Origin of the sequence: Lysinibacillus sphaericus (genome assembly GCF_015844675.1) — a bacterium.
Lineage (GTDB): Bacteria > Bacillota > Bacilli > Bacillales_A > Planococcaceae > Lysinibacillus > Lysinibacillus sphaericus_E.
Genome location: NZ_LDGC01000068.1, coordinates 80,321 through 103,363, shown reverse-complemented (window position 1 = coordinate 103,363; position 23,043 = coordinate 80,321). Strand labels below are relative to the sequence as shown.

20 protein-coding genes are annotated in these 23,043 nt (G+C 39.1%); 19 read left to right on the top strand and 1 reads right to left on the bottom strand.

Annotated elements, in window-relative coordinates; translation table 11 throughout:
* The first annotated feature begins 43 nt into the window (after nt 1–43).
* A complete protein-coding gene (purD, locus tag ABE34_RS16715; protein ID WP_197143604.1) occupies nt 44–1,300 on the top strand; it encodes a phosphoribosylamine--glycine ligase in 1,257 nt (418 codons plus the stop codon).
* A 457-nt stretch (nt 1,301–1,757) separates the two neighbouring features.
* Here the strand turns inward: purD and ABE34_RS16710 are convergent, their stop codons facing one another.
* Nucleotides 1,758–2,204, bottom strand: coding sequence for a YgaP-like transmembrane domain (locus ABE34_RS16710; protein ID WP_241747070.1), 447 nt, complete (start codon nt 2,202–2,204; stop codon nt 1,758–1,760).
* Between the two features lie 197 nt (nt 2,205–2,401).
* Here ABE34_RS16710 and ABE34_RS16705 point away from each other — a divergent pair, with 197 nt between their 5' ends.
* From ABE34_RS16705 to ABE34_RS16625, 18 genes are all read left to right on the top strand, one after another.
* Nucleotides 2,402–4,123, top strand: a complete 1,722-nt coding sequence (locus tag ABE34_RS16705) for an adenine deaminase C-terminal domain-containing protein (RefSeq protein WP_197143602.1) — start codon at nt 2,402–2,404, stop codon at nt 4,121–4,123.
* Nucleotides 4,124–4,193: 70 nt separating this feature from the next.
* Nucleotides 4,194–5,249, top strand: a complete 1,056-nt coding sequence (locus tag ABE34_RS16700) for a DUF3048 domain-containing protein (RefSeq protein ID WP_346655577.1) — start codon at nt 4,194–4,196, stop codon at nt 5,247–5,249.
* Between the two features lie 15 nt (nt 5,250–5,264).
* A complete protein-coding gene (locus ABE34_RS16695) occupies nt 5,265–5,585 on the top strand; it encodes a YerC/YecD family TrpR-related protein (protein ID WP_004225717.1) in 321 nt (106 codons plus the stop codon).
* Between the two features lie 110 nt (nt 5,586–5,695).
* Complete coding sequence (locus ABE34_RS16690; protein ID WP_197143600.1) at nt 5,696–6,385, top strand: heptaprenylglyceryl phosphate synthase; 690 nt, start codon at nt 5,696–5,698, stop codon at nt 6,383–6,385.
* A gap of 32 nt (nt 6,386–6,417) precedes the next feature.
* A complete protein-coding gene (gene pcrA, locus ABE34_RS16685; RefSeq protein ID WP_197143599.1) occupies nt 6,418–8,670 on the top strand; it encodes a DNA helicase PcrA in 2,253 nt (750 codons plus the stop codon).
* Nucleotides 8,671–8,684: 14 nt separating this feature from the next.
* Nucleotides 8,685–10,691 carry an NAD-dependent DNA ligase LigA gene (gene ligA / locus ABE34_RS16680; RefSeq protein ID WP_197143598.1) on the top strand — a complete coding sequence of 669 codons (2,007 nt, stop codon included), beginning with the start codon at nt 8,685–8,687 and terminating at the stop codon, nt 10,689–10,691.
* 248 nt (nt 10,692–10,939) lie between these two features.
* Entirely contained in the window at nt 10,940–12,073 is a 1,134-nt protein-coding gene (locus ABE34_RS16675; RefSeq protein WP_197143597.1) for a CamS family sex pheromone protein, read from the top strand.
* 453 nt (nt 12,074–12,526) lie between these two features.
* Nucleotides 12,527–12,814, top strand: a complete 288-nt coding sequence (gene gatC / locus ABE34_RS16665; RefSeq protein WP_010857153.1) for an Asp-tRNA(Asn)/Glu-tRNA(Gln) amidotransferase subunit GatC — start codon at nt 12,527–12,529, stop codon at nt 12,812–12,814.
* A gap of 24 nt (nt 12,815–12,838) precedes the next feature.
* Nucleotides 12,839–14,302, top strand: coding sequence for an Asp-tRNA(Asn)/Glu-tRNA(Gln) amidotransferase subunit GatA (gatA, locus tag ABE34_RS16660; protein WP_197143595.1), 1,464 nt, complete (start codon nt 12,839–12,841; stop codon nt 14,300–14,302).
* 1 nt (nt 14,303) lies between these two features.
* Nucleotides 14,304–15,731, top strand: coding sequence for an Asp-tRNA(Asn)/Glu-tRNA(Gln) amidotransferase subunit GatB (gene gatB / locus ABE34_RS16655; protein ID WP_197143594.1), 1,428 nt, complete (start codon nt 14,304–14,306; stop codon nt 15,729–15,731).
* A gap of 466 nt (nt 15,732–16,197) precedes the next feature.
* On the top strand, nt 16,198–16,758 hold the full coding sequence (locus tag ABE34_RS16650; protein WP_197143593.1) for a thioredoxin family protein: 561 nt from the start codon (nt 16,198–16,200) through the stop codon (nt 16,756–16,758).
* Between the two features lie 125 nt (nt 16,759–16,883).
* Nucleotides 16,884–17,801: a diacylglycerol kinase gene (locus ABE34_RS16645; protein ID WP_197143592.1), complete on the top strand. Its 918-nt coding sequence runs from the start codon at nt 16,884–16,886 to the stop codon at nt 17,799–17,801.
* Nucleotides 17,802–18,236: 435 nt separating this feature from the next.
* Nucleotides 18,237–18,359, top strand: a complete 123-nt coding sequence (locus tag ABE34_RS25485) for a hypothetical protein (protein ID WP_276569507.1) — start codon at nt 18,237–18,239, stop codon at nt 18,357–18,359.
* Nucleotides 18,360–18,371: 12 nt separating this feature from the next.
* A complete protein-coding gene (locus ABE34_RS16640) occupies nt 18,372–19,718 on the top strand; it encodes a cytochrome ubiquinol oxidase subunit I (protein WP_197143591.1) in 1,347 nt (448 codons plus the stop codon).
* Nucleotides 19,715–20,740, top strand: a complete 1,026-nt coding sequence (locus ABE34_RS16635) for a cytochrome d ubiquinol oxidase subunit II (RefSeq protein ID WP_197143590.1) — start codon at nt 19,715–19,717, stop codon at nt 20,738–20,740. The genes ABE34_RS16640 and ABE34_RS16635 overlap by 4 nt, the downstream gene beginning before the upstream one ends.
* A gap of 13 nt (nt 20,741–20,753) precedes the next feature.
* A complete protein-coding gene (gene cydS / locus ABE34_RS25480) occupies nt 20,754–20,876 on the top strand; it encodes a cytochrome bd oxidase small subunit CydS (RefSeq protein WP_276569506.1) in 123 nt (40 codons plus the stop codon).
* 249 nt (nt 20,877–21,125) lie between these two features.
* The gene (gene rlmD, locus ABE34_RS16630) at nt 21,126–22,499 is read left to right on the top strand and encodes a 23S rRNA (uracil(1939)-C(5))-methyltransferase RlmD (RefSeq protein WP_197143589.1); all 1,374 of its coding nucleotides are present in this window, start codon (nt 21,126–21,128) and stop codon (nt 22,497–22,499) included.
* Complete coding sequence (locus ABE34_RS16625) at nt 22,499–22,687, top strand: hypothetical protein (RefSeq protein WP_132363450.1); 189 nt, start codon at nt 22,499–22,501, stop codon at nt 22,685–22,687. Before rlmD ends, ABE34_RS16625 begins: the two co-directional genes overlap by 1 nt.
* The last annotated feature ends 356 nt before the right edge of the window (nt 22,688–23,043 follow it).

Here is a 23,043-nt window from a genome sequence, read left to right as displayed (position 1 = left end):
TTGGTTCATCTCGGTCTTACTTACAAATAGGAGGATTCCCTGAATGAAAGTATTAGTTATTGGAAGCGGCGGTCGAGAACATGCTATCGCCAAACAATTTAGTATTTCACCATCTGTGAATAAAGTTTTTGTAGCTCCTGGTAATGATGGCATGAGAAATGATGCAGAAATCGTTACAATAGATACGATGGATTTTGCAGGTCTTGCACAATTTGCAAAAGAAAATGCAATAGATTTAACATTTGTAGGACCTGAGCAACCACTTGCTGCAGGTATTGTAGATTTCTTTACTGCTCGCGGTTTACGAGTATTTGGTCCAACAAAAGAAGCGGCACAAATCGAAAGCAGTAAATCATACGCGAAAGATATTATGAATAAATATAATATCCCAACAGCGGCCCATGAAACGTTTACTGAGGCTGCAAAGGCTATCGCTTATATTAAAGAGCAAGGTGCACCGATTGTGATCAAAGCGGATGGGTTGGCAGCTGGTAAAGGTGTGGTTGTAGCAATGACCGAAGATGAAGCAATTGCAGCTGTAGAGGATATGATTGGGAACCAACGTTTTGGTGAATCATCTTCACGTGTTGTCATTGAAGAATTCCTGGACGGAGAAGAATTCTCCTTTATGTCGTTTGTCCATAAAGGTCACATATATCCAATGGTCATTGCTCAAGATCATAAACGTGCTTATGATGGCGATAAAGGACCGAACACAGGTGGTATGGGTGCCTATTCGCCGGTGCCTCAAATTTCACAAGACGTAGTGGATGAAGCTTATAAGGCAATTGTCGAACCGACCGTGAAAGGTATGGAGGCAGATAGTGTATCGTTTACAGGAATTTTATATGCAGGATTGATTTTAACGAAAAATGGTCCAAAAGTGATTGAGTTTAATGCACGCTTCGGAGATCCAGAAACGCAAGTAGTTTTACCACGCATGGCTTCCGATTTTGGCGCATTTATGACAGCATTGATGGACGAGAAGCCATTTGATTTGCAATGGTCTGAAGAAGCGATGCTTGGTGTAGTTATTGCGGCTGAAGGCTATCCAGGGGACGTTGAAAAAGGAAATACATTACCTAACTTAGAAACTCTATCAGCTTCACATGCAGTATTCCATGCAGGTACAAAGCTCGTAGATGAGAAGTTTGTTGGTAATGGTGGCCGAGTTTTATTAGTTGGAGCAAAAGCCTCCACTTTAAAGGAAGCACAAGAAAAAGTATACGCAGGCATTGCAACAGAAAAATGGGACAATTTCTTCTTCCGTAAAGATATCGGCTGGCGTACGTTTAAGTAGTGACTGATTAAAATGAGCCGAATGTAAACCAACCCTCGCTGTAGTAATCTGCCATAAAAGTGTTTCTAATAAATTTTGGTACATCATCGTAATTTAGAGGTGACATTTTGGTAAAACGTATGCCATGCAAATAGTTGATTGTAGTGGAGGCTGGGCGACTCCTCGGGGAAAAGCGTTAGAGGAACGGAGACTAAAGGTATCACATCATCGTGTTGGCCCGAGACCCTGCAGCGAAGCGAAGCGGCTCATCGAACGCCCCCAGGAAGCTCTGCTCTGCGCGAAAGCGAAGCGTCAGCGGCAAAGTGCCCAGCCGTAAACGGAAATCAACCCTACGCTATGGTAATGGTCACTATAATTAAATATTTTAATCATACTGTGAAACTTCTTATTGTTTTTAAACGTATGATTTACAAGGGTGAAAGCCGTCTCAACTATACAGTTGAGACGGCTCCTTTGACTAAGAAGGATTTTGTGCATTATTTGTGGAACTTTTACTTTCTGAGGAAGTTTGATTGGAAGTGCTGTAGTCAGATTGCTTTGACGCAGTTGCGCTTGATCCTGACGTATTTCCAGTTATAACTGAGGAGAAATCCTTCATGAGTTTTTCGATTTGTTCAGATGACATAGAATTTTGGCCACTGAGCATACTTTGCATAAAAGAGTTGCTATTATTGTTGCTGTTGTTCATAGCACTCTCCATACTTGAGCTCAGTAAAGATTTAGTTGGGCAATACTTAAAGATACCCTCAGCCATTTTCATGGCACCAAAAGCAATCATCAATCGACCTGCCGTACAGTTAGGATTTCTTGAGACCTTAGCGATACCAAATGCCGTTAAACTTGTACCCATTGCAAAGCGACAGAAGGCATTTTTTTCGCTTAAATTCGTTTCATGCATCATCATATTTCCTCCTTTAGTCATTGTGGAAAAAATAAAGCGGGGGGCACTTTGCTTTATGAAAGTGCTGTGTTACGATTGAAACAAGATGATTGCATAAAGCACTAAATTTATGAAAGAAAGCGTTTATGCAGTAGTAGTATGTGATTTCAAATAGGATTTACACGATGAAATTTTACGTAATTTAGGAAGGGGCGAATAGAATGGATCCAGTATGGAAAATTACAGAATTACGCCAACAATTAGCTGTAATTGATGGTAAAAAAGCACCTGATATTGTATTAAAAAATGCGCGTTATTTACATAGCATGCTCAAACAATGGGTAGTAGGGAACATTTGGATTTTAGGAGATCGTATTGTCTATGCTGGTGATAGAATGCCTCCGTTATCAGAGGGAACAGAGGTGGTCGATTGTACGAATAAAACAATTGTGCCAGGATATATTGAGCCACATGTTCATCCGTTCCAGTTATACCATCCACAATCTTTTGCTGACTTTTGTGGACAGCTAGGCACTACAACTTTTATTTCAGATAATTTAAGCTTCGTTTTATCTTTAGAAAATAAGAAAGCGTTTTCAATTTTGGATGATTTAAAAAAGCTACCGTTTTCATTTTATTGGTGGACTCGTTTTGATTCGCAAACTGAGATGGAGCAGGAGGAAGAGATTTTTTCTAATACGTCCATTTTAGAATGGTTAGAACGAGATGACGTTTTACTTGGAGGAGAATTAACAGGCTGGCCAAGGTTGTTACATGGAGATGACCAAATGCTTTATCGCATGCAAATGGCTAAGGGCTACGGAAAAAAAATAGAAGGGCACTTCCCTGGCGCATCAGAACGAACTTTAGCACGTATGAAGTTACTTGGTGCAGATGGTGATCATGAAGCAATGACAGTGGAAGAAGTGGAGCGACGTATTATGCAAGGATATGCTGTAACGCTGCGTTATTCTTCAATACGTCCAGACTTACCACATCTATTAAAAGGAATTGTCGAAAAAGAACTGCCTATTTTTGATCATTTAATGATGACAACAGATGGCTCAACACCTTCTTTTCATGAAGATGGCGTGATGGATAAATGTATTCAAGCAGCATTAGATGCAGGTGTAGCACCAATCGATGCTTATCAAATGGCTTCTTATAATGTGGCGCGCTATTATAATATGTCCAGCTTACATGGCTTTATCGCAACTGGGCGATTTGCTTCTCTAAATATTTTACAGGATGAATGGCACCCAGTTCCTGAGAGTGTACTATCGAAGGGTGTTTGGTTAAAACGCGATGGAGAGCAAGTGCAAAAACTTGCTACAATTGATTATTCAGCGTTTCCTGCATTTGACTTAGATTTTTCATTAACATCTCATGATTTTCAATTTTCGATGCCGTTTGGAATTGAGTTAGTAAATGATGTTATTACCAAACCATATAACTCATTAATTACTAGAGAAGGGCAGCTTGCAGATCATGATGAATGTTATTTAATGCTTATTAATAGAGATGGTAAATGGCATGTTAACACGATGATTAAAGGTTTTGCTACTAGTGTTCAAGGCTTTGCTTCATCTTATTCGAATACAGGCGATATTTTGCTAATCGGAAAAAATAAAGATGATATGATGACAGCTTTTGAAGAAATGAAGGCAATGCGTGGTGGGATTGTACTTGCTGAAAAGGGTGAAGTAATTGCAGCTATTCCATTAACGATTGGTGGCCTTTTACATGACGGTGATGTTAAGGAACTATCGGAAAAAGAGAAGGTCTTAAAACAAGCATTAGCGGAACGTGGTTATCACTTAGGAGACGCAATTTATTCTTTATTATTCTTACAATCTACACATTTACCATATATTCGGATAACACCAAAAGGGATTTTTGATGTTATGAAGAATAAGTTATTATTACCAGCAGTGATGCGCTAGTTGTAGCTTCCTTATGGTATAGCCACAACAATTACAGTTAGATGTAATTGATTAAAGGAGAGTAATGCTTGTGTTCAAATCGAAGAAACTATTTATCGCAATGGCTTTTAGTACTTTGTTGATAGGAGGATGTTCTAAAGATTCGTCGGAAGTAAAGGAAGATGATACGAACAAGGTTGATGAAGAAACTGCTATTGAAGAGCCTGCTCAAAAGGGGGATAAGGTTGCTCCATTAACAGGTGAAGCTGTGAAGGAAGAAATTACGCAACGCCCAATTATGGTTACAATTAATAATCACCCGAAAGCACGTCCACAATCAGGAATTGAAGCGGCGGATATTATTTATGAAATGCTAGCTGAAGGCGATGTTACGCGTTTATTAGCAGTGTATCAAAGTGAACTGCCAGAAACTGTAGGGCCAGTTCGTAGTGCTCGATCTTATTTTATTGATCTTGCAAAAGGCTTTGATGCATTTTATGTAGCACACGGCTATAGCCCTGAGGCAAAATCGATGCTTACTAATAATGTAGTCGACAATATAAATGGCATGGATTATGATGGGATACTTTTTAAACGTTCAAAAGATCGTGTTGCTCCACACAACTCATATATTACGTCTGAAAATATAGTAAATGGAGCGGAAAAAGTGAACGCTTCAATGAGTTATCGTGAAAAAGTAAGTCAGGCTTTTTATGAACCCGATGAACGTGGTAAAATAGGCATTGAAACAAGTCGAGTTGACGTTACCTACGGAAATAGTGAGTATTTCCATAATTCGTATTTGTATGATCATCAAAGTAATCGTTATGGACGACAATCGGCTGGCGTAGACACAAAGGATATGTTAACAGGCGACACATTATCAATTGCAAATGTTCTATTTTTTGAAATGAAACATCGAACGATTGATAATGAGGGGCGCCAAGAAATTGATTTAACTTCTGGTGGAAATGCGTATGTATTTCAAAATGGCTATATGAGAGAAGTCAAATGGGCTAATATTGATGGAATACCAATGGCTGTAGAAGAGTCTGGGGAACTTGTGAAGCTAGTACCAGGGAAGTCTTGGGTTCACTTCATACCAACTTCACCAGGATTAAAAGCAATGGTGAAAACGCAGCCTTAAAGGGAGGAAGATTGCATGCAAATCGAAAAAATTCGTGGGCATCAAACAGATCAGTTATTTAAAGCAGTGTTAGAGCTGAAAGACATCGAAGAATGCTATAAGTTTTTTGATGATTTATGTACGATTAGTGAAATTCAATCGTTAGCACAACGCTTTGAGGTTGCGCATTTACTACGTTTAAAGAAAACCTACGAATCCATTAAAAAGGAAACAGGTGCAAGTACAGCAACTATTTCGCGTGTACGTCGTTGCTTTGATTATGGGAACGATACATATGATGAAATGTTAGGTCGTTTGTATCCAGATGAAAAGCCATTTCAAGCACCAAAAGAATAGTAGGTAAAGAGGCTGGGTAGAGGTTCTGCTCAGTCTTTTTCATTTTTTTGTAGACAGTCATAAGCTATACTTGTAATCGAATAGATAGAAAATGATAGGTGGTAAAATAGATGGATTATTTAGAATGGAGACATGTGTTCAAGCTTGACCCAGCTAAGGATATTTCAGATGAGGCACTAGAAAGAATTTGTGAATCAGGGACAGATGTTATTATAGTTGGCGGAACAGACAATGTAACTTTAGATGGCGTATTAGATTTGCTTGTTCGTGTAAGACGCTTTGAAGTACCGATAGCGCTTGAAATTTCTAATATTGATTCGGTAACACCAGGTTATGACTATTATTTCATTCCAACCGTGTTAAATAGTGATGATCCAAAGTGGATAAAAAATTTACACCATGAAGCAATTAAAGAATATGGAGATATTATGGTGTGGGATGAACTAGTAGCAGAAGGTTATTGTATTTTAAATCCGACTTGTAAAGTAGCGGAAGTAACGAAGGCGAAAACCGATATATCCATTGATGATGTTGTTGCCTACGCACGTATGGCTGAAAATTTATTTAGATTACCTGTATTTTATGTAGAGTATAGCGGTACTTATGGTGATATTGAGGTTGTAAGTGCTGTTAAAAATGAACTGAAAAATACCCGACTGTTTTACGGTGGCGGCATTACATCTGCTAAGCAAGCAGCAGAAATGGCAAAATATGCAGATACAGTAGTGGTTGGTAATATTATTTACGACGATTTAAAAGCTGCACTTGCGACTGTTAAGGCTGTAAAAAATACGATATAATCTAAGAACAAATGTTTGTAAGGCGGTGCGAAATGGAGCAGTTAACGAAAAACTTATTAGCAGGTATGAACACTGAACAGGAAAATGCGGTTAAAACAACTGAAGGACCGCTTCTAATTATGGCGGGTGCTGGATCAGGGAAAACACGTGTATTGACACATCGTATTGCATACCTAGTCATCGAAAAAGAGGTATATCCGTCAAAGATTTTAGCAATCACATTTACAAATAAAGCTGCACGTGAAATGCGAGAGCGTATAGATGGCATTCTCGGTAATGGAACTGGCGATAGTATGTGGGTATCGACCTTCCACTCCATGTGTGTGCGAATTTTACGACGTAATATTGATCAGCTAGGGATATCGCGTAACTTTTCAATTTTAGATTCGACTGATCAGCTATCAGTTGTTAAAAATGTAATGAAGGATGAAAATATTGACACGAAACGTTTTGAACCGCGTGCGATTTTAAATGCGATTAGTTCAGCAAAAAACGAATGTATAGCTGCGGACGATTATGCGGGTCAAATCAATGAAAATAATCCTTACGAAAAAACGATTGCCCGGGTTTATAAAGGGTATGAAAAAAGACTACGCCGCAATCAATCACTCGATTTTGATGATTTAATTATGACGACTATTACATTATTCAAGCGTGTACCAGAAGTGCTTGAATACTATCAGAATAAATTCCAATATATCCATGTAGACGAATATCAAGATACGAATAAATCTCAATATTTACTTGTTCAGATGCTTGCCAAGAAATTTAAAAATATTTGTGTTGTAGGTGATTCAGACCAATCGATTTATCGTTGGCGTGGTGCGGACATTGGCAATATTCTTTCATTCGAAAAGGATTATCCAAGTGCTAAGGTCATTATGCTTGAGCAAAATTATCGCTCCACAAAACGCATCCTACAAGCAGCAAATGACGTCATTCAAAATAACACAACACGTTATCCAAAAGAACTGCGTACAGAAAATGCTGAGGGTGAAAAAATCGTATTGTACAAAGCGTATAACGAGCAAGAGGAAGCACAATTCGTTGTACAAACAATCCAACAGCATATTCAAAAAGAAAATCGTTCATTTGATGACTTTGCAATACTCTATCGTACAAATGCGCAGTCTCGTGTGATGGAGGAAGTGCTTGTTAAGTCTAATATGGCTTATCAAATAGTTGGTGGTACTAAGTTCTATGATCGTAAAGAGATTAAGGATTTACTTGCCTACTTGCGCCTTATTGCCAATAATGATGATGATTTATCACTTGCCCGTATTATCAATGAACCAAAGCGTAGTATAGGTGCAACTTCCTTTGAAAAAATGGCGCGCTATGCGATTGATCAAGAGCGCTCAATTTTTGATGCTATGAATGATCTTATATTCATGGGGCTTACAGGGAAGGCTGCTAATTCAGCTGAGCAATTTTATGCAATGATTAAAGGTTTTACAGAGATGCAAGAATATTTATCGGTGACAGAAATTGTAGAGCAGGTCATTGACAAATCTGGTTATCGTACAATGCTACAAAACGAAAAGACGATTGAAGCAGAAAGCCGCTTAGAAAATATTGAAGAATTTTTATCTGTAACAAAGGCTTTCGAGGAGCGTAGTGATGATAAGAGCTTAGTTGCCTTTTTAACAGATTTAGCGCTAATTGCAGATATTGATGCACTTGATAAAGATGATGCATCGAAGGGCAATATTATTTTAATGACAATGCATGCCGCAAAGGGCTTAGAATTCCCAATTGTCTTTATCATTGGAATGGAGGAAAATATCTTCCCGCATTCTCGTTCACTTGATGATATGGATGAAATGGAGGAAGAACGTCGTTTAGCGTACGTAGGTATAACACGTGCAGAAGAACGTTTGTATTTAACGAGTGCACAAAGTCGTACGATTTTTGGTCGTTCTAGCTATAACAATGTATCACGTTTCTTAGGTGAAATTTCGGAGGATATTACACAATCGATTTCCAAAGGTGGTGCGAAACCTGAAGTTCCATTTGCCTCTAGCAATCGTTCAGCAGGCGGCTATCAAAAGCGTACACTTGGAGCAATTCAGAAAACAAAGCCTGCAACATCTCGTTTACAAACAACTGGTGGAGACCAATTTGGCTGGAAGGCTGGAGACAAAGCAATCCATAAAAAATGGGGAACAGGTATGGTTGTTAGTGTAAAAGGTGAGGGTGATAGTACAGAGCTAGATATTGCCTTTCCACAACCTGTTGGTATTAAGCGATTACTAGCACAATTTGCACCTATTGAAAAAGGGTAACCGGGGGAACTTAAATGAACGAAATTGAACAGCGTGTTGTTGAATTAAATAAATTGTTACATGAATACGGTCATGCCTATTATGTATTGGATAAACCTGTCGTAGCAGATAGTGTTTATGATCAATTATTACATGAACTTATTGCATTAGAGGAAGCGAATCCGTCACTTATTTATCCAGATTCGCCGACACAGCGAGTTGGTGGAGCAGTGGTAGAAGGCTTTAAAAAAGTGACGCACGATTACCCTATGCTAAGTTTATCAAACGCTTTTAATGAAGAAGACTTACGTGAATTTGACCGTAAAGTGCGTCAAGCAATCGGTGATAAATTCTCCTATGTTTGCGAGCTGAAAATCGATGGTCTTGCTATTTCTTTAAAATACGAAAACGGCGTTTTTGTACAAGGAGCAACACGAGGAGACGGTGTTGTAGGGGAAGATATTACAGCAAATTTAAAAACGATTCGAGCAATACCACTTCGATTGAAGGAGCCACTTACAATTGAAGTACGTGGTGAGGCGTATATGCCTAAAAAATCATTTGAAAAATTGAATTCTCTACGTGCTGAAAATGGAGAAGAATTATTTGCTAATCCGAGAAATGCGGCTGCAGGCTCTTTACGCCAGTTAGATCCTAAAATAGCAGCGAGTCGTCAACTATCTACCTTTATTTATGCAATTGGGGGAGATGGCGAGGCATATGGTATCGACGGTCATGCAGAGATGCTTGATTATTTAGAGGGACTAGGTTTCCCATCAAACAAAGAGCGCCAACGCTGCTCAACGATTGAAGAGGTACTAGCATTTATCGAAAAATGGACTGAAAACCGTCCGAATTTAGCCTATGAAATTGACGGTATTGTCATTAAGGTGGATCGTTATGCCCAGCAGGATGAGCTAGGTTATACAGCAAAGAGTCCACGTTGGGCAATTGCTTATAAATTCCCTGCTGAGGAAGTAGTTACAACATTACTTGATATTGATTTAACGGTTGGGCGAACAGGGGTTGTTACACCAACTGCTATTTTATCCCCTGTTCAAGTGGCAGGTACGACGGTTCAACGTGCATCATTACACAATGAGGATTTAATTCGTGATAAAGATATTCGTCTAGGGGATACAGTCATTATCCGAAAAGCCGGAGACATTATTCCACAAGTTGTCGGGGTAATACTGGAGCAGCGACCTGAGGACGCAGTTCCGTATGTAATGCCTGAAAATTGTCCTGTTTGTGATAGCGAACTTATTCGTATTGAAGGGGAAGTGGCTTTACGTTGTGTAAATCCTGCATGTTTTGCACAAATCGCGGAGAGCATTAAATATTTTGTATCGCGTAATGCTATGAATATCGACGGACTTGGTGATAAGGTCGTTGAGCAATTATTACGTGCAGATTTAATTCATGATGTCTCTGATTTGTATCACTTAACGGAAGAACAGCTTGTCGAGCTTGAGCGTATGGGAGAAAAATCAGCGGCTAATTTAGTCAATGCTATCCAGGCTTCCAAGGAAAATTCGATGGAGCGTTTACTAATTGGCTTAGGGATACGACATGTTGGTGAAAAGGCTGCGAAAATTGTTTCAGAAGAGTTTGGAACAATGGAAGCGGTGATGGCAGCAACAGAGGAGCAACTCGTGGCGATTTACGAAATCGGCGATAAAATGGCTTCATCACTTGTCGAGTATTTTTTAAATGAGGATGCACGTGCAGTCATTGGGCGCCTTGCTGAAGTAGGCGTCAATATGACGTATAAGGGTAAAAAGGTAGAGGTAGCTGTAGGGGATAATCCACTTGCAGGAAAAACAATCGTATTAACTGGTAAACTTGAGCAATTGACACGTAACGAAGCAAAGGCGAAAATAGAAGAGTTAGGTGGTATTGTTACAGGCAGTGTCAGCAAAAAAACTGATCTTGTTATTGCAGGAGCAGATGCGGGTTCTAAACTAACAAAAGCCGAGCAGTTAGGTATTGAAGTTTGGAATGAAGATCGCCTGATTGAACAATTTAACCTTGTCCAATAATGGATATTATCAGGTTCATCACCAAAAGTTGAGGATGACATTTGTAAAATGCATACCTTATATAAATTGATTGGAGTGAAGACTGGGCGACCTCAGGAAAGCGCCCAGTCGGAACGGAAATCAATCACACGTTATGGTGATGATCTAAATATTATAGTAAAGTAAGATGAATTGTCCGTCCTTTCCACAGATAGGTATGAACATTTCGTCAAGCAAAATCTGAACATCAGTAAAGGAGTACTAAAATAATGAAGTCATTTCGACTCATTCCAGCAATTATCGCTGCTGCAATGCTAGTCGGCTGTGTGCCTTCTGATAAGAAGGAGACAGAGCTAACACAGGAGACGCAACAGGAAAAAGCGGAAACAACAATTATTCCAAGCTTACAGATTGATAAATCATATTATAGAACGCTAACACCCTATAAAGAAAGTGCTAGCAGGGGATTAGTAGTTTCAAATATTTTTACAAAATATGATATGAAGGAAGTTGAAACAGGTTTAATGCGTCTTTCTCAAAATGAGTTTGACACAGAAAATTATTTCTTCCAAGAGGGGCAATATTTAGCGAAAGCCACAGTAGAAAATTGGCTTGCTCGTAGTTCACAAGAGAAGGACGGCTTAAATCCTCCAACGACGGACTCAATGTCGGCAGAGGAACGTGCAACAAAGGCCCCAATCTATTTATCACATATTGTTGAGCAAAATTATTTAACAAAAACTAGTGATAACAAAGTAAAATTAAGCGGTATTTCGATAGGACTTGCCTTAAACTCTATTTATTACTATCAAAAAGAAACGTATGGGGAATATTATGAGAAACCAATTTCGGAGGCAGAACTGATTGAGCAAGGGAAGAAGATGGCCGCAGAAATTGTGTCCCGCCTAAGAACCCAAGATGAATTGAAAGATGTACCGATTGTAGTAGGTTTATTTAAACAAAAAGCGCGCAATGATATTATTCCAGGAACGTATTTTAACTATGGCGTAGCTAAAGCTGGACAAAACGAAGTAGCTGATTGGAAAGCTATGGATGAAGAATATGTACTGTTCCCAACGAGTGAATCACAGGATGTATACCGTGATGATAGCAAAAATTTTGAGAATTTTAAACAAGATGTAGATAAGTATTTTTCAAACTATACTAGTGTAGTAGGAACAGGCTTCTACCAAAACAAAAAAATTCAAAAATTATCGATTGAAGTGCCCATCCAATTTTTCAGTAAACTTGAAATTATTGGATTCACTCAATATTTAACAGGTGTCATGATCAATCAATTTGATAACATTCATGTTGAAGTAAGTATCACCTCAATTAACGGTCCAGAGGCATTGATCGTAAAGAATGCCAACGAAAAAGAACCATACGTCCATATCTATTAAAAATATAGTCAGCCATGTGCTGACTATATTTTTTTATGGGATGCATATGGGTTAAAAGCGACGGAAAGCCTGTACGAAGTGACGGATAGAAAAGTAAAAGCGGCGGAAAGAAACCTTGGAACGACGGAAAGAACAATCGAAACGACGGAAAGCCTCCCCGAAATGATGGATAGAAAAGCAAAAATGGATAGACTCCTCAAAGTGACGGATACATAAGAAAGCGCAACAACGCGATCGATGCTCCGCTCACAAAGAGCAAAGTCTTAATGGAGGATTCTAAAAACAGTCTATAAAGACGACACTTCGTCATAGTAGTGAAAGTTTCTTTATTTTTGGTGAAAGTTGTGATTTTTAATATGAAAAATGTTATGATTATCTGCATGGTTAACTTTATTCAACCCTATTGTTATCGACAAAAGCAATGAATTGAATGAGTATTCGGAGGTGTGAAAAATGGCAAAATTAACAAAAGAAGAAGTTAAGCACGTGGCAAACTTAGCACGTCTTGCAATTACGGAAGAGGAAGCAGAGAAATTTGCTGAACAGCTTGGTAAAATTACTGATTTCGCAGAGCAACTAAATGAGTTAGATACAACGAATGTTGAACCAACAACTCACGTTTTACCACTAGTAAACGTAATGCGTGAAGATGTGGCAACAAAAGGTTTAGACCGTGAAGTAATGATGTTAAACGTAAAAGAACAAGAAGATGGTCAAGTAAAAGTACCAGCTATCATGTAATACTAAAACATAGGAGGATTCCTCATGACGTTATTTGAACGTTCAGCGAAGGAGCTACAAGCTGATATTAAAGCGGGTAACTTAACAATCGCTGATTTAACAAAAGAAGCATTCGAACGTGTGGCGAAGCTTGACGGCGATGTACAAGCTTTCCTTGCTTCAAACGAAGAAAAAGCAACTGCGCAAGCAGCTGAAATGGATAAAGTGCCATTTGAAGAGCGTGGACCACTTTTCGGTCTTCCTATCGGTGTAAAAGACAACATCGTGACAGAAGGCTTAGAAACAACTTGTGCTTCTAAAATTTTAGAAGGCTTTATGCCAATTTACGATGCAACAGTAGTTAAAAAGCTACGTGACGCAGGTATGGTCACTATCGGTAAATTAAACATGGACGAGTTTGCAATGGGGTCTTCAAATGAAAACTCATACTATAAAACAACAAAAAATCCATGGAACTTAAACCACGTACCAGGTGGATCTTCAGGTGCTTCTGCAGCAGCAGTTGCAGCAGGTGAAGTACCATTCTCACTTGGTTCTGATACAGGTGGTTCAATCCGTCAACCAGCTGCTTATTGCGGTGTTGTAGGGATGAAGCCTACATATGGCCGTGTATCTCGTTTTGGTCTAGTTGCCTTTGCATCTTCTTTAGATCAAATCGGACCAATTACACGTAATGTTGAAGACAACGCTCTTTTACTTGAAGCAATCGCAGGATTAGATGCAAACGATTCAACTTCTGCAGACGTAGAAGTACCAAACTATGCAGCAGCACTTACTGGTGACGTAAAAGGTTTACGTATCGCTGTGCCAAAAGAATTCCTTGGTGAAGGTGTTGGCGAAGCAGCACGTCAATCAGTGCTTGATGCGTTAGAAGTATTAAAAGGCTTAGGTGCTACAGTAGAAGAAGTATCGCTTCCTCACTCGAAATATGCACTTGCAGCATACTATATTCTTTCTTCTTCTGAAGCGTCTTCTAACCTTTCTCGTTTTGACGGTATCCGATATGGTTTCCGTGCAGAAAACGTTAATAACTTGATGGACCTTTATAAAGAAACACGTGCACAAGGTTTTGGGGATGAAGTAAAACGTCGTATCATGCTTGGTACTTACTCGTTAAGTGCAGGTACGTATGATGCTTACTACAAAAAAGCTCAACAAGCACGTACACTTATCAAAGCAGACTATGACAAAGTATTCGAAGACTTCGACGTAATTATTGGACCAACTTCTCCTACACCAGCATTTAAAATTGGTGAAAACGTTGATGATCCAATGACGATGTATGCAAATGATATTTTAACGATTCCTATGAACTTAGCTGGTGTACCAGCCATCTCAATCCCATGTGGTATTGAAAATGGTCTACCACTAGGCTTACAAATTATCGGTAAATATTTCGATGAAGCAACAATTTACCGTGTAGCTCATGCTTTTGAACAAGCAACGGAGTTCCATAAACAAGTTCCTCAAATTTGGGAGGGAAAATAACATGAACTTTGAAACAGTCATTGGTTTAGAAGTACACGTTGAGTTAAAAACGAACTCAAAAATCTTCTCATCAGCACCAGCTCATTTCGGTGCTGAACCAAATACAAATACTACAGTTATCGATCTAGGCTATCCTGGTGTCCTACCTGTACTTAATAAAAATGTTGTAGATTTCGCAATGCGTGCAGCACTTGCACTAAACATGGAAATCGAACAAGAAACAAAATTTGACCGTAAAAACTACTTCTATCCAGATAATCCGAAAGCTTATCAAATTTCTCAATTCGATAAACCAATCGGTAAAAACGGCTGGGTTGATATCGAAGTAGATGGTTACACAAAACGTATTGGTATTACACGTCTTCATATGGAAGAAGATGCTGGTAAACTATCTCACAGTGGCGACCATTCTTTAGTTGACTTTAATCGTCAAGGTACACCACTTGTAGAAATCGTTTCTGAGCCAGATATTCGCACGCCAAACGAAGCGTATGCGTATCTTGAAAAAATAAAATCAATCATCCAATATTCAGATGTATCGGACTGTAAAATGGAAGAAGGTTCACTTCGTTGTGACGCTAACATTTCACTTCGTCCATATGGTCAAGAAGAATTTGGTACAAAGACAGAACTTAAAAACCTTAACTCTTTCAACTATGTTCGCCGTGGTTTAGAGCACGAGGAATTACGCCAAGCTGATGTCCTTCTTTCAGGTGGGGTAATTGAACAAGAGACTCGTCGCTTCGATGAAAAAACAGGTAAAACAATTCTTATGCGTGTAAAAGAAGGAACAGACGATTATCGTTACTTCCCAGAACCAGATTTAGTTCGTCTATCAATCGATGATGAATGGTTAGAACGAGTAAAATCAGAAATTCCAGAGCTTCCAGACGCTCGTAAAAAACGCTATGTTGAAGAATTAGGCTTAACGCCATATGATGCAGGAGTTCTTGTTATTTCAAAAGAAATCTCAGACTTCTTCGAGGCAATGGTAGCTAAAGAGGCGGATGCTAAACTTTCAGCAAACTGGCTTATGGGTGATGTTTCTGCATACTTAAATGCAGAACAAAAAGACCTTAAAGATACTGCATTAACACCAGAAAACCTTGCGGAAATGGTGAAATTAATCACTGACGGTACAATTTCTTCTAAAATCGGTAAAAAGGTATTTGCTGAATTAGTAGTAAACGGCGGTTCTGCAGAAGAAATCGTTAAAGCAAAAGGTTTAGTTCAAATTTCTGATGAAGGTGCATTACTTGCTATCGTTACAGAAGTTCTAGACAACAATGCACAATCGATCGAAGACTTCAAAAACGGTAAGGATCGCGCTATCGGCTTCTTAGTTGGTCAAATTATGAAAGCAACTAAAGGTCAAGCAAACCCACCTATGGTCAATAAATTATTACAACAAGAAATTGCAAAACGTTAATTGCAATTGCAACGGAAGGTCAAGAAAGCAAATTTGTTTTCTTGGCCTTTTATATTTAAAAAATTGATACATACTAAAGAATCTTTGAGGTATCTATAACAAGATAAAATGCCCCCATTACCATAAAGTATCAACAGGTAGTAGTTTAGAAAGATTACATATTGACCTTTCCGAAGCGGAGTTATATTAAAAAAGCTCATTGAACTTAATTTTATGGTTCATCACCAAAAGTTGTGGATGACTTTTGGTAAAACTTCTACTATGTAAATAAGTTGATCTTCGTTACCGCTGGACGCCCCCAGGAAAGCGCCCAGCTGGAACGGACATCAACCACACGTTAGGGCGATGATCTAATTTTATCGTATTAAGACTAAAAAATACCAAATTAGCACTTTATAGTTGTCTAAATGGAGTATTCATAGCAAAATATAGAATAGAACATGATAAAACTTAAGGAGGTCTATCAATGAAAACTGAACAACAATATTTCAATGATGCGATTTCAATTCAACAATATATGGATCATATGACGACGTTAAAAGAGGAAAGCTTCCGTATTTATGATGGCTTCGAAGTGCCACTAAACGATGGCTTTATCGAACTACTGAAGGACAAGCAACCAAAAATTTTAACAATTACTGAGGACTGGTGCGGGGACGCAATGTTAAACAATCCTATCATTCGCCGAGTTGCAGAGGCAGCAGAACTAGACATGCGCGCAGTATTACGTGATGCGGATACAGATTTGATTGATCGATATTTAACAAACGGTGGCCGTGCAATTCCGGTTTATATTTTATTAGATGATGCCGGTCAGGTTGTAGGAAAATGGGGACCACGAGCACCAGAATTACAGGAATTAGTAGTAAGTAAACGAGCTACTTTACCTGATAAAGAAGATCCTACATTTGAAGATGCACAAAAAGCGCTATATGCAGAAATTCGTGAAGAGAATATGACGAATAAGTCATATTGGACATATGTTTATGAGGATTTTAAAAAGCAAGTAACAGATGCACTGAGATAATTGTAAATCACATGGCTGCATGTCAGAAAAATGAGGACATGCCTTGCTATTGTTGACTTCAATGCAACATTTAAAAGAATAATTCGTTGAAAAAAATAGAATCTTATGAAGCAGGAAGGTATGTTATGAAACGAGCAAGAATCATTTATAATCCTACATCTGGGCGTGAAGTGTTTAAAAAGCATCTACCAGAAGTATTGGCAAAATTAGAGGTAGCAGGCTATGAAACATCTTGTCACGCAACAACCTGTGAAGGCGATGCAACCATTGCTGCAAAAAATGCAGTAGAACGTGGCTTTGATATAATTATTGCAGTTGGTGGAGATGGCACATTAAATGAAGTTGTTGCAGGTGTAAGTCCATTTGAGAACCGGCCGAAAGTAGGTCTAATTCCGATGGGCACAACGAATGACTTTGCCCGTGCCGTGCACATTCCTCGAAATATTGAAACTGCCGTTGACATTATTATTAAAGGTGAATCGTTACCAGTAGATGTTGGTTTATTAAATGGGGAACGCTATTTCATCAATATTGCTGCTGGCGGACGTATTACAGAATTAACTTATGAAGTGCCAAGTAAAATGAAAACAATGCTAGGACAGTTAGCTTATTACTTAAAAGCAGTGGAAATGATCCCATCGATTAAAGCTTCACACATGCGTATTGAATACGATGGCGAAGTGTTTGATGGGGATGCCATGATGTTTTTATGCGGCTTAACAAATTCGGTGGGAGGCTTTGAAAAGCTTGCACCAGACGCAAGTATTAATGATGGCTACTTTACTTTAATCGTATTGAAAAAAGTAAACCTGCCTGAATTTATTCAGCTTGCTGCGATGGCATTGAGAGGCGAGCATTTAAATGATGATCGTGTAATTTATAAAAAGGCAAGTGTCGTCAAAGTATCTACTGAAGATGAAATTCATTTAAACTTAGACGGTGAATATGGTGGTGACGCGCCTGCAACATTTGAAAACTTAAAGCGCCATATTGAAATTTTTGTTCCACTAGCAGATATTCGTGAGGAAGACCGTATGCAATAAACATATTCAGGGCTCTGTTTAATTTAGGTGAGAGCCTGTTTAATCGAATTTTTGTGGAGATTAATGGTGCATCACCTAAAGTTGTGGATGACTTTTGTTAAAACGTCTACTATGTAAATAAGTTGATCTTCGTTACGGCTGGGCGACTCCAGAAAGCTCTGCTCTGTGCGAAAGCGTAGCGACTAGCAACAAACAGCTACAAAGCGCCCAGTCGGAACGGAAATCACCCACACGTTTTGGTGATGATTCATATTAATGGGTTAATCACCATATTTATGAATATACCCATCCTTTAAATGGTATTGTGAATGAATTAAGAAAAATGTTTGGCAAATGTGAGTATAATACTTGAACAAAATTTGAAACCTTTATAATAGGCCGAAAATCCGGTCCATTATAAAGGTTTTTTTCGTTGCAATAGTGGAAAATGGGGGTATGGATAAGGGAAAGGAAGTGTTGCCGTTGTATAAGTCACAGGAAAGAAAGCTCATTTGGCTAAGCTTTGGTGTTGCAATTATCATGCTACTTTCCATACTTGGAAGAATATTTGGAGGTTAGGGGGGCAATGAAATGGTGAATGAATCAGCAGTCTTTTGGAGTAGAGCATTAACGGAGCTAACTTTATCGTTCCATATTATTTATGCAACGATTGGTGTTGGTGTCCCATTAATGATTATGATCGCACAATGGACTGGGTATAAAAAGAATGATGAGCACTATATTTTAATGGCAAGACGTTGGGCGCGCGGCTTTGTTATTACAGTTGCCGTCGGAGTTGTAACAGGGACAGCAATTGGCTTACAGTTGTCTTTACTATGGCCGAATTTTATGCAGCTTGCTGGCCAAACGATTGCATTACCACTTTTTTTGGAAACATTCGCATTTTTCTTTGAAGCCATCTTCCTAGGCATCTACTTATATACTTGGGATCGCTTCGATAGTCAGAAAAAGCATATGCTACTATTAATTCCGGTTGCTGTCGGTGCATCAATGTCAGCTGTGTTTATTACAATTGTCAATGCGTTTATGAATGCACCACAAGGATTTGACATTGTGGACGGACAGCTTGTAAATATTCAACCTTTTTTAGCGATGTTTAATCCAGCGATGCCGACAAAGGTAGCACATGTACTCGTTACAGCCTACATGACGGCCGCATTTGTGTTAGCATCCATTGCAGGATACCGTCTACTTAGAGGTTCTAAGCATGTATACCATAAAAAATCTTTATACCTACTTATGAAGATTGGACTGATTTTCTCTATTGCAGCAGCGATTATTGGAGACTTTTCAGGAAAATATTTAGCTGAATATCAACCAGAAAAACTAGCTGCAGCTGAGTGGCACTTTGAAACGGGAGATAAGGCTTCTCTTATACTATTGGGTGTATTAGATGGTGAAGAAGTAAAATATGCTATTAAAGTACCTTATGCTTTAAGTGTTTTAGCACATAATAATCCAAATGCAGAGGTAATTGGTTTAGATCAATTTGCTAAAGAAGATCGACCACCGTTGTATATTCATTACCTCTTTGATCTCATGGTGTTTATTGGCATGTTCATGGCACTCGTTTCACTGCTTTATGTAACCGGGAAAGCACGTGATTGGCAGTTTATTCATAGCCGTTGGTTTAGAAGGATTGTTGTTGCAGGTGGACCACTTTCCATTATTGCAATTGAAGCAGGATGGTGGCTTGCGGAAGTGGGACGACAGCCTTGGATCTTACGTGGATTAATGCGAACACCAGAAGGAGCCACAACGAGTAACCATGTGGATTTAATGCTGGTATTGTTTGCAGGTGTGTATATTGTATTGGGAATAGGAAGTATTGTAGTTTTAGTCCGTATGTTCAAAAAGAATCCAATTGAGCGTGAAATAGAAGATCGCCATGATGAAAAAGGCGGTGACATCTTATGACATTAGAGATTTTAGGTATTTCAGTTTTATGGATTTTCCTATTTGGTTATGTCATTGTAGCTTCAATCGATTTTGGTGCAGGCTTTTTTAATGCCTACAGCCTACTCATCGGAAAAAATCATATATTAACGAATATTATTAAACGTTATTTATCACCTATTTGGGAAGTAACCAATGTCTTTTTAGTATTCTTCTTTGTTGGGATTGTTGGATTTTTCCCACAAACAGCTTTCTATTATGGAACGATTTTACTTGTTCCAGTTAGTATTTCGCTAGTGCTTCTTGCAATACGAGGCTCCTACTATGCATTTGAATCATATGGCGCACGTGGGCATATTGGTTACACGTTGACGTATGGTATAACAGGATTACTCATTCCAGCCTCACTCTCTGTTGTATTCGCGATTGCTGCTGGTGGCTATGTTGATCTTGTTGACGGGCAACCAGTCTTGAATTATTGGACGTTGTATACGAGTCCGTTTGCTTGGAGTATTGTCGTGCTGAGCATCGCAGCGGTACTTTATATTTCAGCCGTGTTTTTAACTTGGTATGCTCATAAAGCAAAGGATCGAGAAGCTACAAATTTAATGCGAAAATACGCGCTTGCTTGGGCGATACCATTAATGGTGAGTGCGCTCGGCATTATGTACGAAATGAAATTCATTAACCCTAAAAGTTACAATAACATGGTTAATTTATGGTGGATGTTTGCCATTTCTGCCGTGCTGTTTATTATTACTGTAGTGTTAATATGGATGCGGAAAAATTACGGTCTAGCGCTTAGTTTATTGATTGCCCAATTTGCAGTGGCATTCTTTGCATATGGAATTGCCCAATACCCATATTTACTGTACCCGTATTTAACGATTTACGATAGCTTTACAAGTACACAAATGGCGATTGCACTCGTCATTGCGTTTGTTTTGGGATTGTGTCTGCTTATTCCATCACTGTTCTTGTTGTTGAAACTATTCCTTTTCAACAAAAATTATGTGACAGGAAAAGAAGACAATCACGCATAGGAGGGATACAACTATGACAAGCTTTTTGATTTTTTATGCACCATTTATAGTCGTCATCCTAGGTGTAGCTGCTGCTTTCTGGTGGGCACCTAGAGATTACCATACAGTAAGGAAAGAGGGGAAGAGTCGCGAATAGCGGCTCTTTTTTCTACTCGTGTATAGGCGATCATGTAGTTTAAGGTGAAATACCCGCGAAGCCGAGAGTAAATACCCGCGGAAGAGAGTGAAATACCCGCGAAGCGAATGAACCCTCTCGAAAGGAAGGAAATGGAATGCCTGGGCAGTTTGTTTTCTCGACACTCCCGAGCCGTTAATAGTAAGACTTGTTCTTTTTTCATCCGCCTCAACATGCTACAATAAAGAGATTGAAATGGAGGATGTACGAATGTCAGCACCCGTGAAAAAGAATGACCGACTAACAGTTTATATAGAAGATTTAACACATGATGGCAATGGCGTCGCAAAGGTCGATGGCTATCCATTATTTATCCAAGGTGCACTTCCTATTGAAACGGCGGAAGTACATGTTGTGAAAACATTAAAAAACTACGGCTTTGCGAAGGTCGTAGAAATTCTCGAGCCATCACCAGATCGTGTAGATGCGCCTTGTGAATATTTTAAACAATGTGGCGGCTGCCAATTACAGCACCTGTCTTATGAAGGACAGTTAAAATGGAAAGAAAACATGGTGCGTAATGTCATGCAGCGCATTGGCAAAATTGATGCGCCTGTTCTACCGGTGAAGGGCATGGAAGAGCCTTGGCATTACCGTAATAAAGCGCAAATACCTTTCTCCTCAAATGAAGCAGGACAAGCAATTGCTGGTTTCTACAAAACGAAGTCTCATAGCATAGTGGATATGGAGCGATGCCTAATTCAGACTGGAGAAGCGGACGCTATTCTTGCAGGTTTGAAAAAGGAACTAGCGGCAATCGGTGTTCGACCATACAACGAATTATCGCATGAGGGAATGCTGCGCCACGTAGTTGTTCGTAAGGCACGAGCAACTGGTGAAGTGATGGTTGTTCTCGTAACTAAAAAGAAAAAATTCCCGCAAAAAGATGCTGCTGTTGGGACAATCCAGAAGCTTGTCCCGAATGTCACATCCATTATGCAAAACGTTAATGGCGACAAAACGAACGTTATTTTTGGTGATGAAACCGTAAATCTGTGGGGCAAGGATGTTATTATTGATACAATTGGCGATGTTCGCTTTGAAATTTCAGCCCGTTCATTTTATCAAGTAAACCCTGAGCAAACGGAAGTTCTATACAAACAAGCATTAGACTACGCTAACTTACAAGGCGATGAACGAGTAATTGATGCTTACTGTGGTATCGGCACAATTTCATTATTCCTTGCACAACAAGCAAAGGCTGTTATGGGTGTTGAAATTGTCCCGCAAGCGATTGAAGATGCAAAACGCAATGCAGCACTAAATGGGTTTACAAATACGTATTTCGAGGCCGGGCCAGCAGAGGAAGTTATTCCACGTTGGTATAAGGAAGGCAAAGAAGCGGATGTTTTAGTAGTTGACCCACCACGCAAAGGCTGCGATGAGGCGCTTCTTCAGACGATTTTAGAGCAACGTCCTAAGCGTGTTGTTTATGTGTCCTGTAATCCAGCTACACTAGCACGTGACCTACGAATTTTGGAGGATGGGGGTTATCAAACACAGGAGATTCAACCTGTGGATATGTTCCCGCATTCGACGCATGTGGAGGTTGTAACACAACTAACTCTAAAGGAGCGATCATAATGGACGCAGCAAAAAAATGGCTCTCTATCCCGAAAGATATTAGAGAAATGCTCGTGAAAAACGTATTTTGTGGCAATTGTGGTGTAACGACAATTGTGAAGTACACTATACAAGAGGGAGAATATGCCCCTGTATTAAAGGGGAAATGCAAGACTTGTGGTAGGGATGTTGCTCGGGTGATTGATTAGTAAATGATAGAACTCTGAAAGGGTGGAGTGAATATTCCATCCTTTTTGTGTAAGCATGGAAGGGTTTTTAGTTGAATCTTATGCTTGAATAGAAGAGGTTACTTTTGATATATGTGATGAAAATTATACACCTCATAATTGGTATCAGAACATTATAAGAGGCAGTTCAAGAACGTGGGTTTGATATCATATGGTTTATAATTCGATTGCTTTATGATAAATTAACCGTTATCTTGAATTGCTTTTTATGTTTTTGGAATAAAGAATTCGGGGTTCAGTTCAAAAATCTTTGCCATCTGCTTTTCGTTTATAAACATACCATTCAGGACCGATTTTCGTTAAAATAAACATTGCCG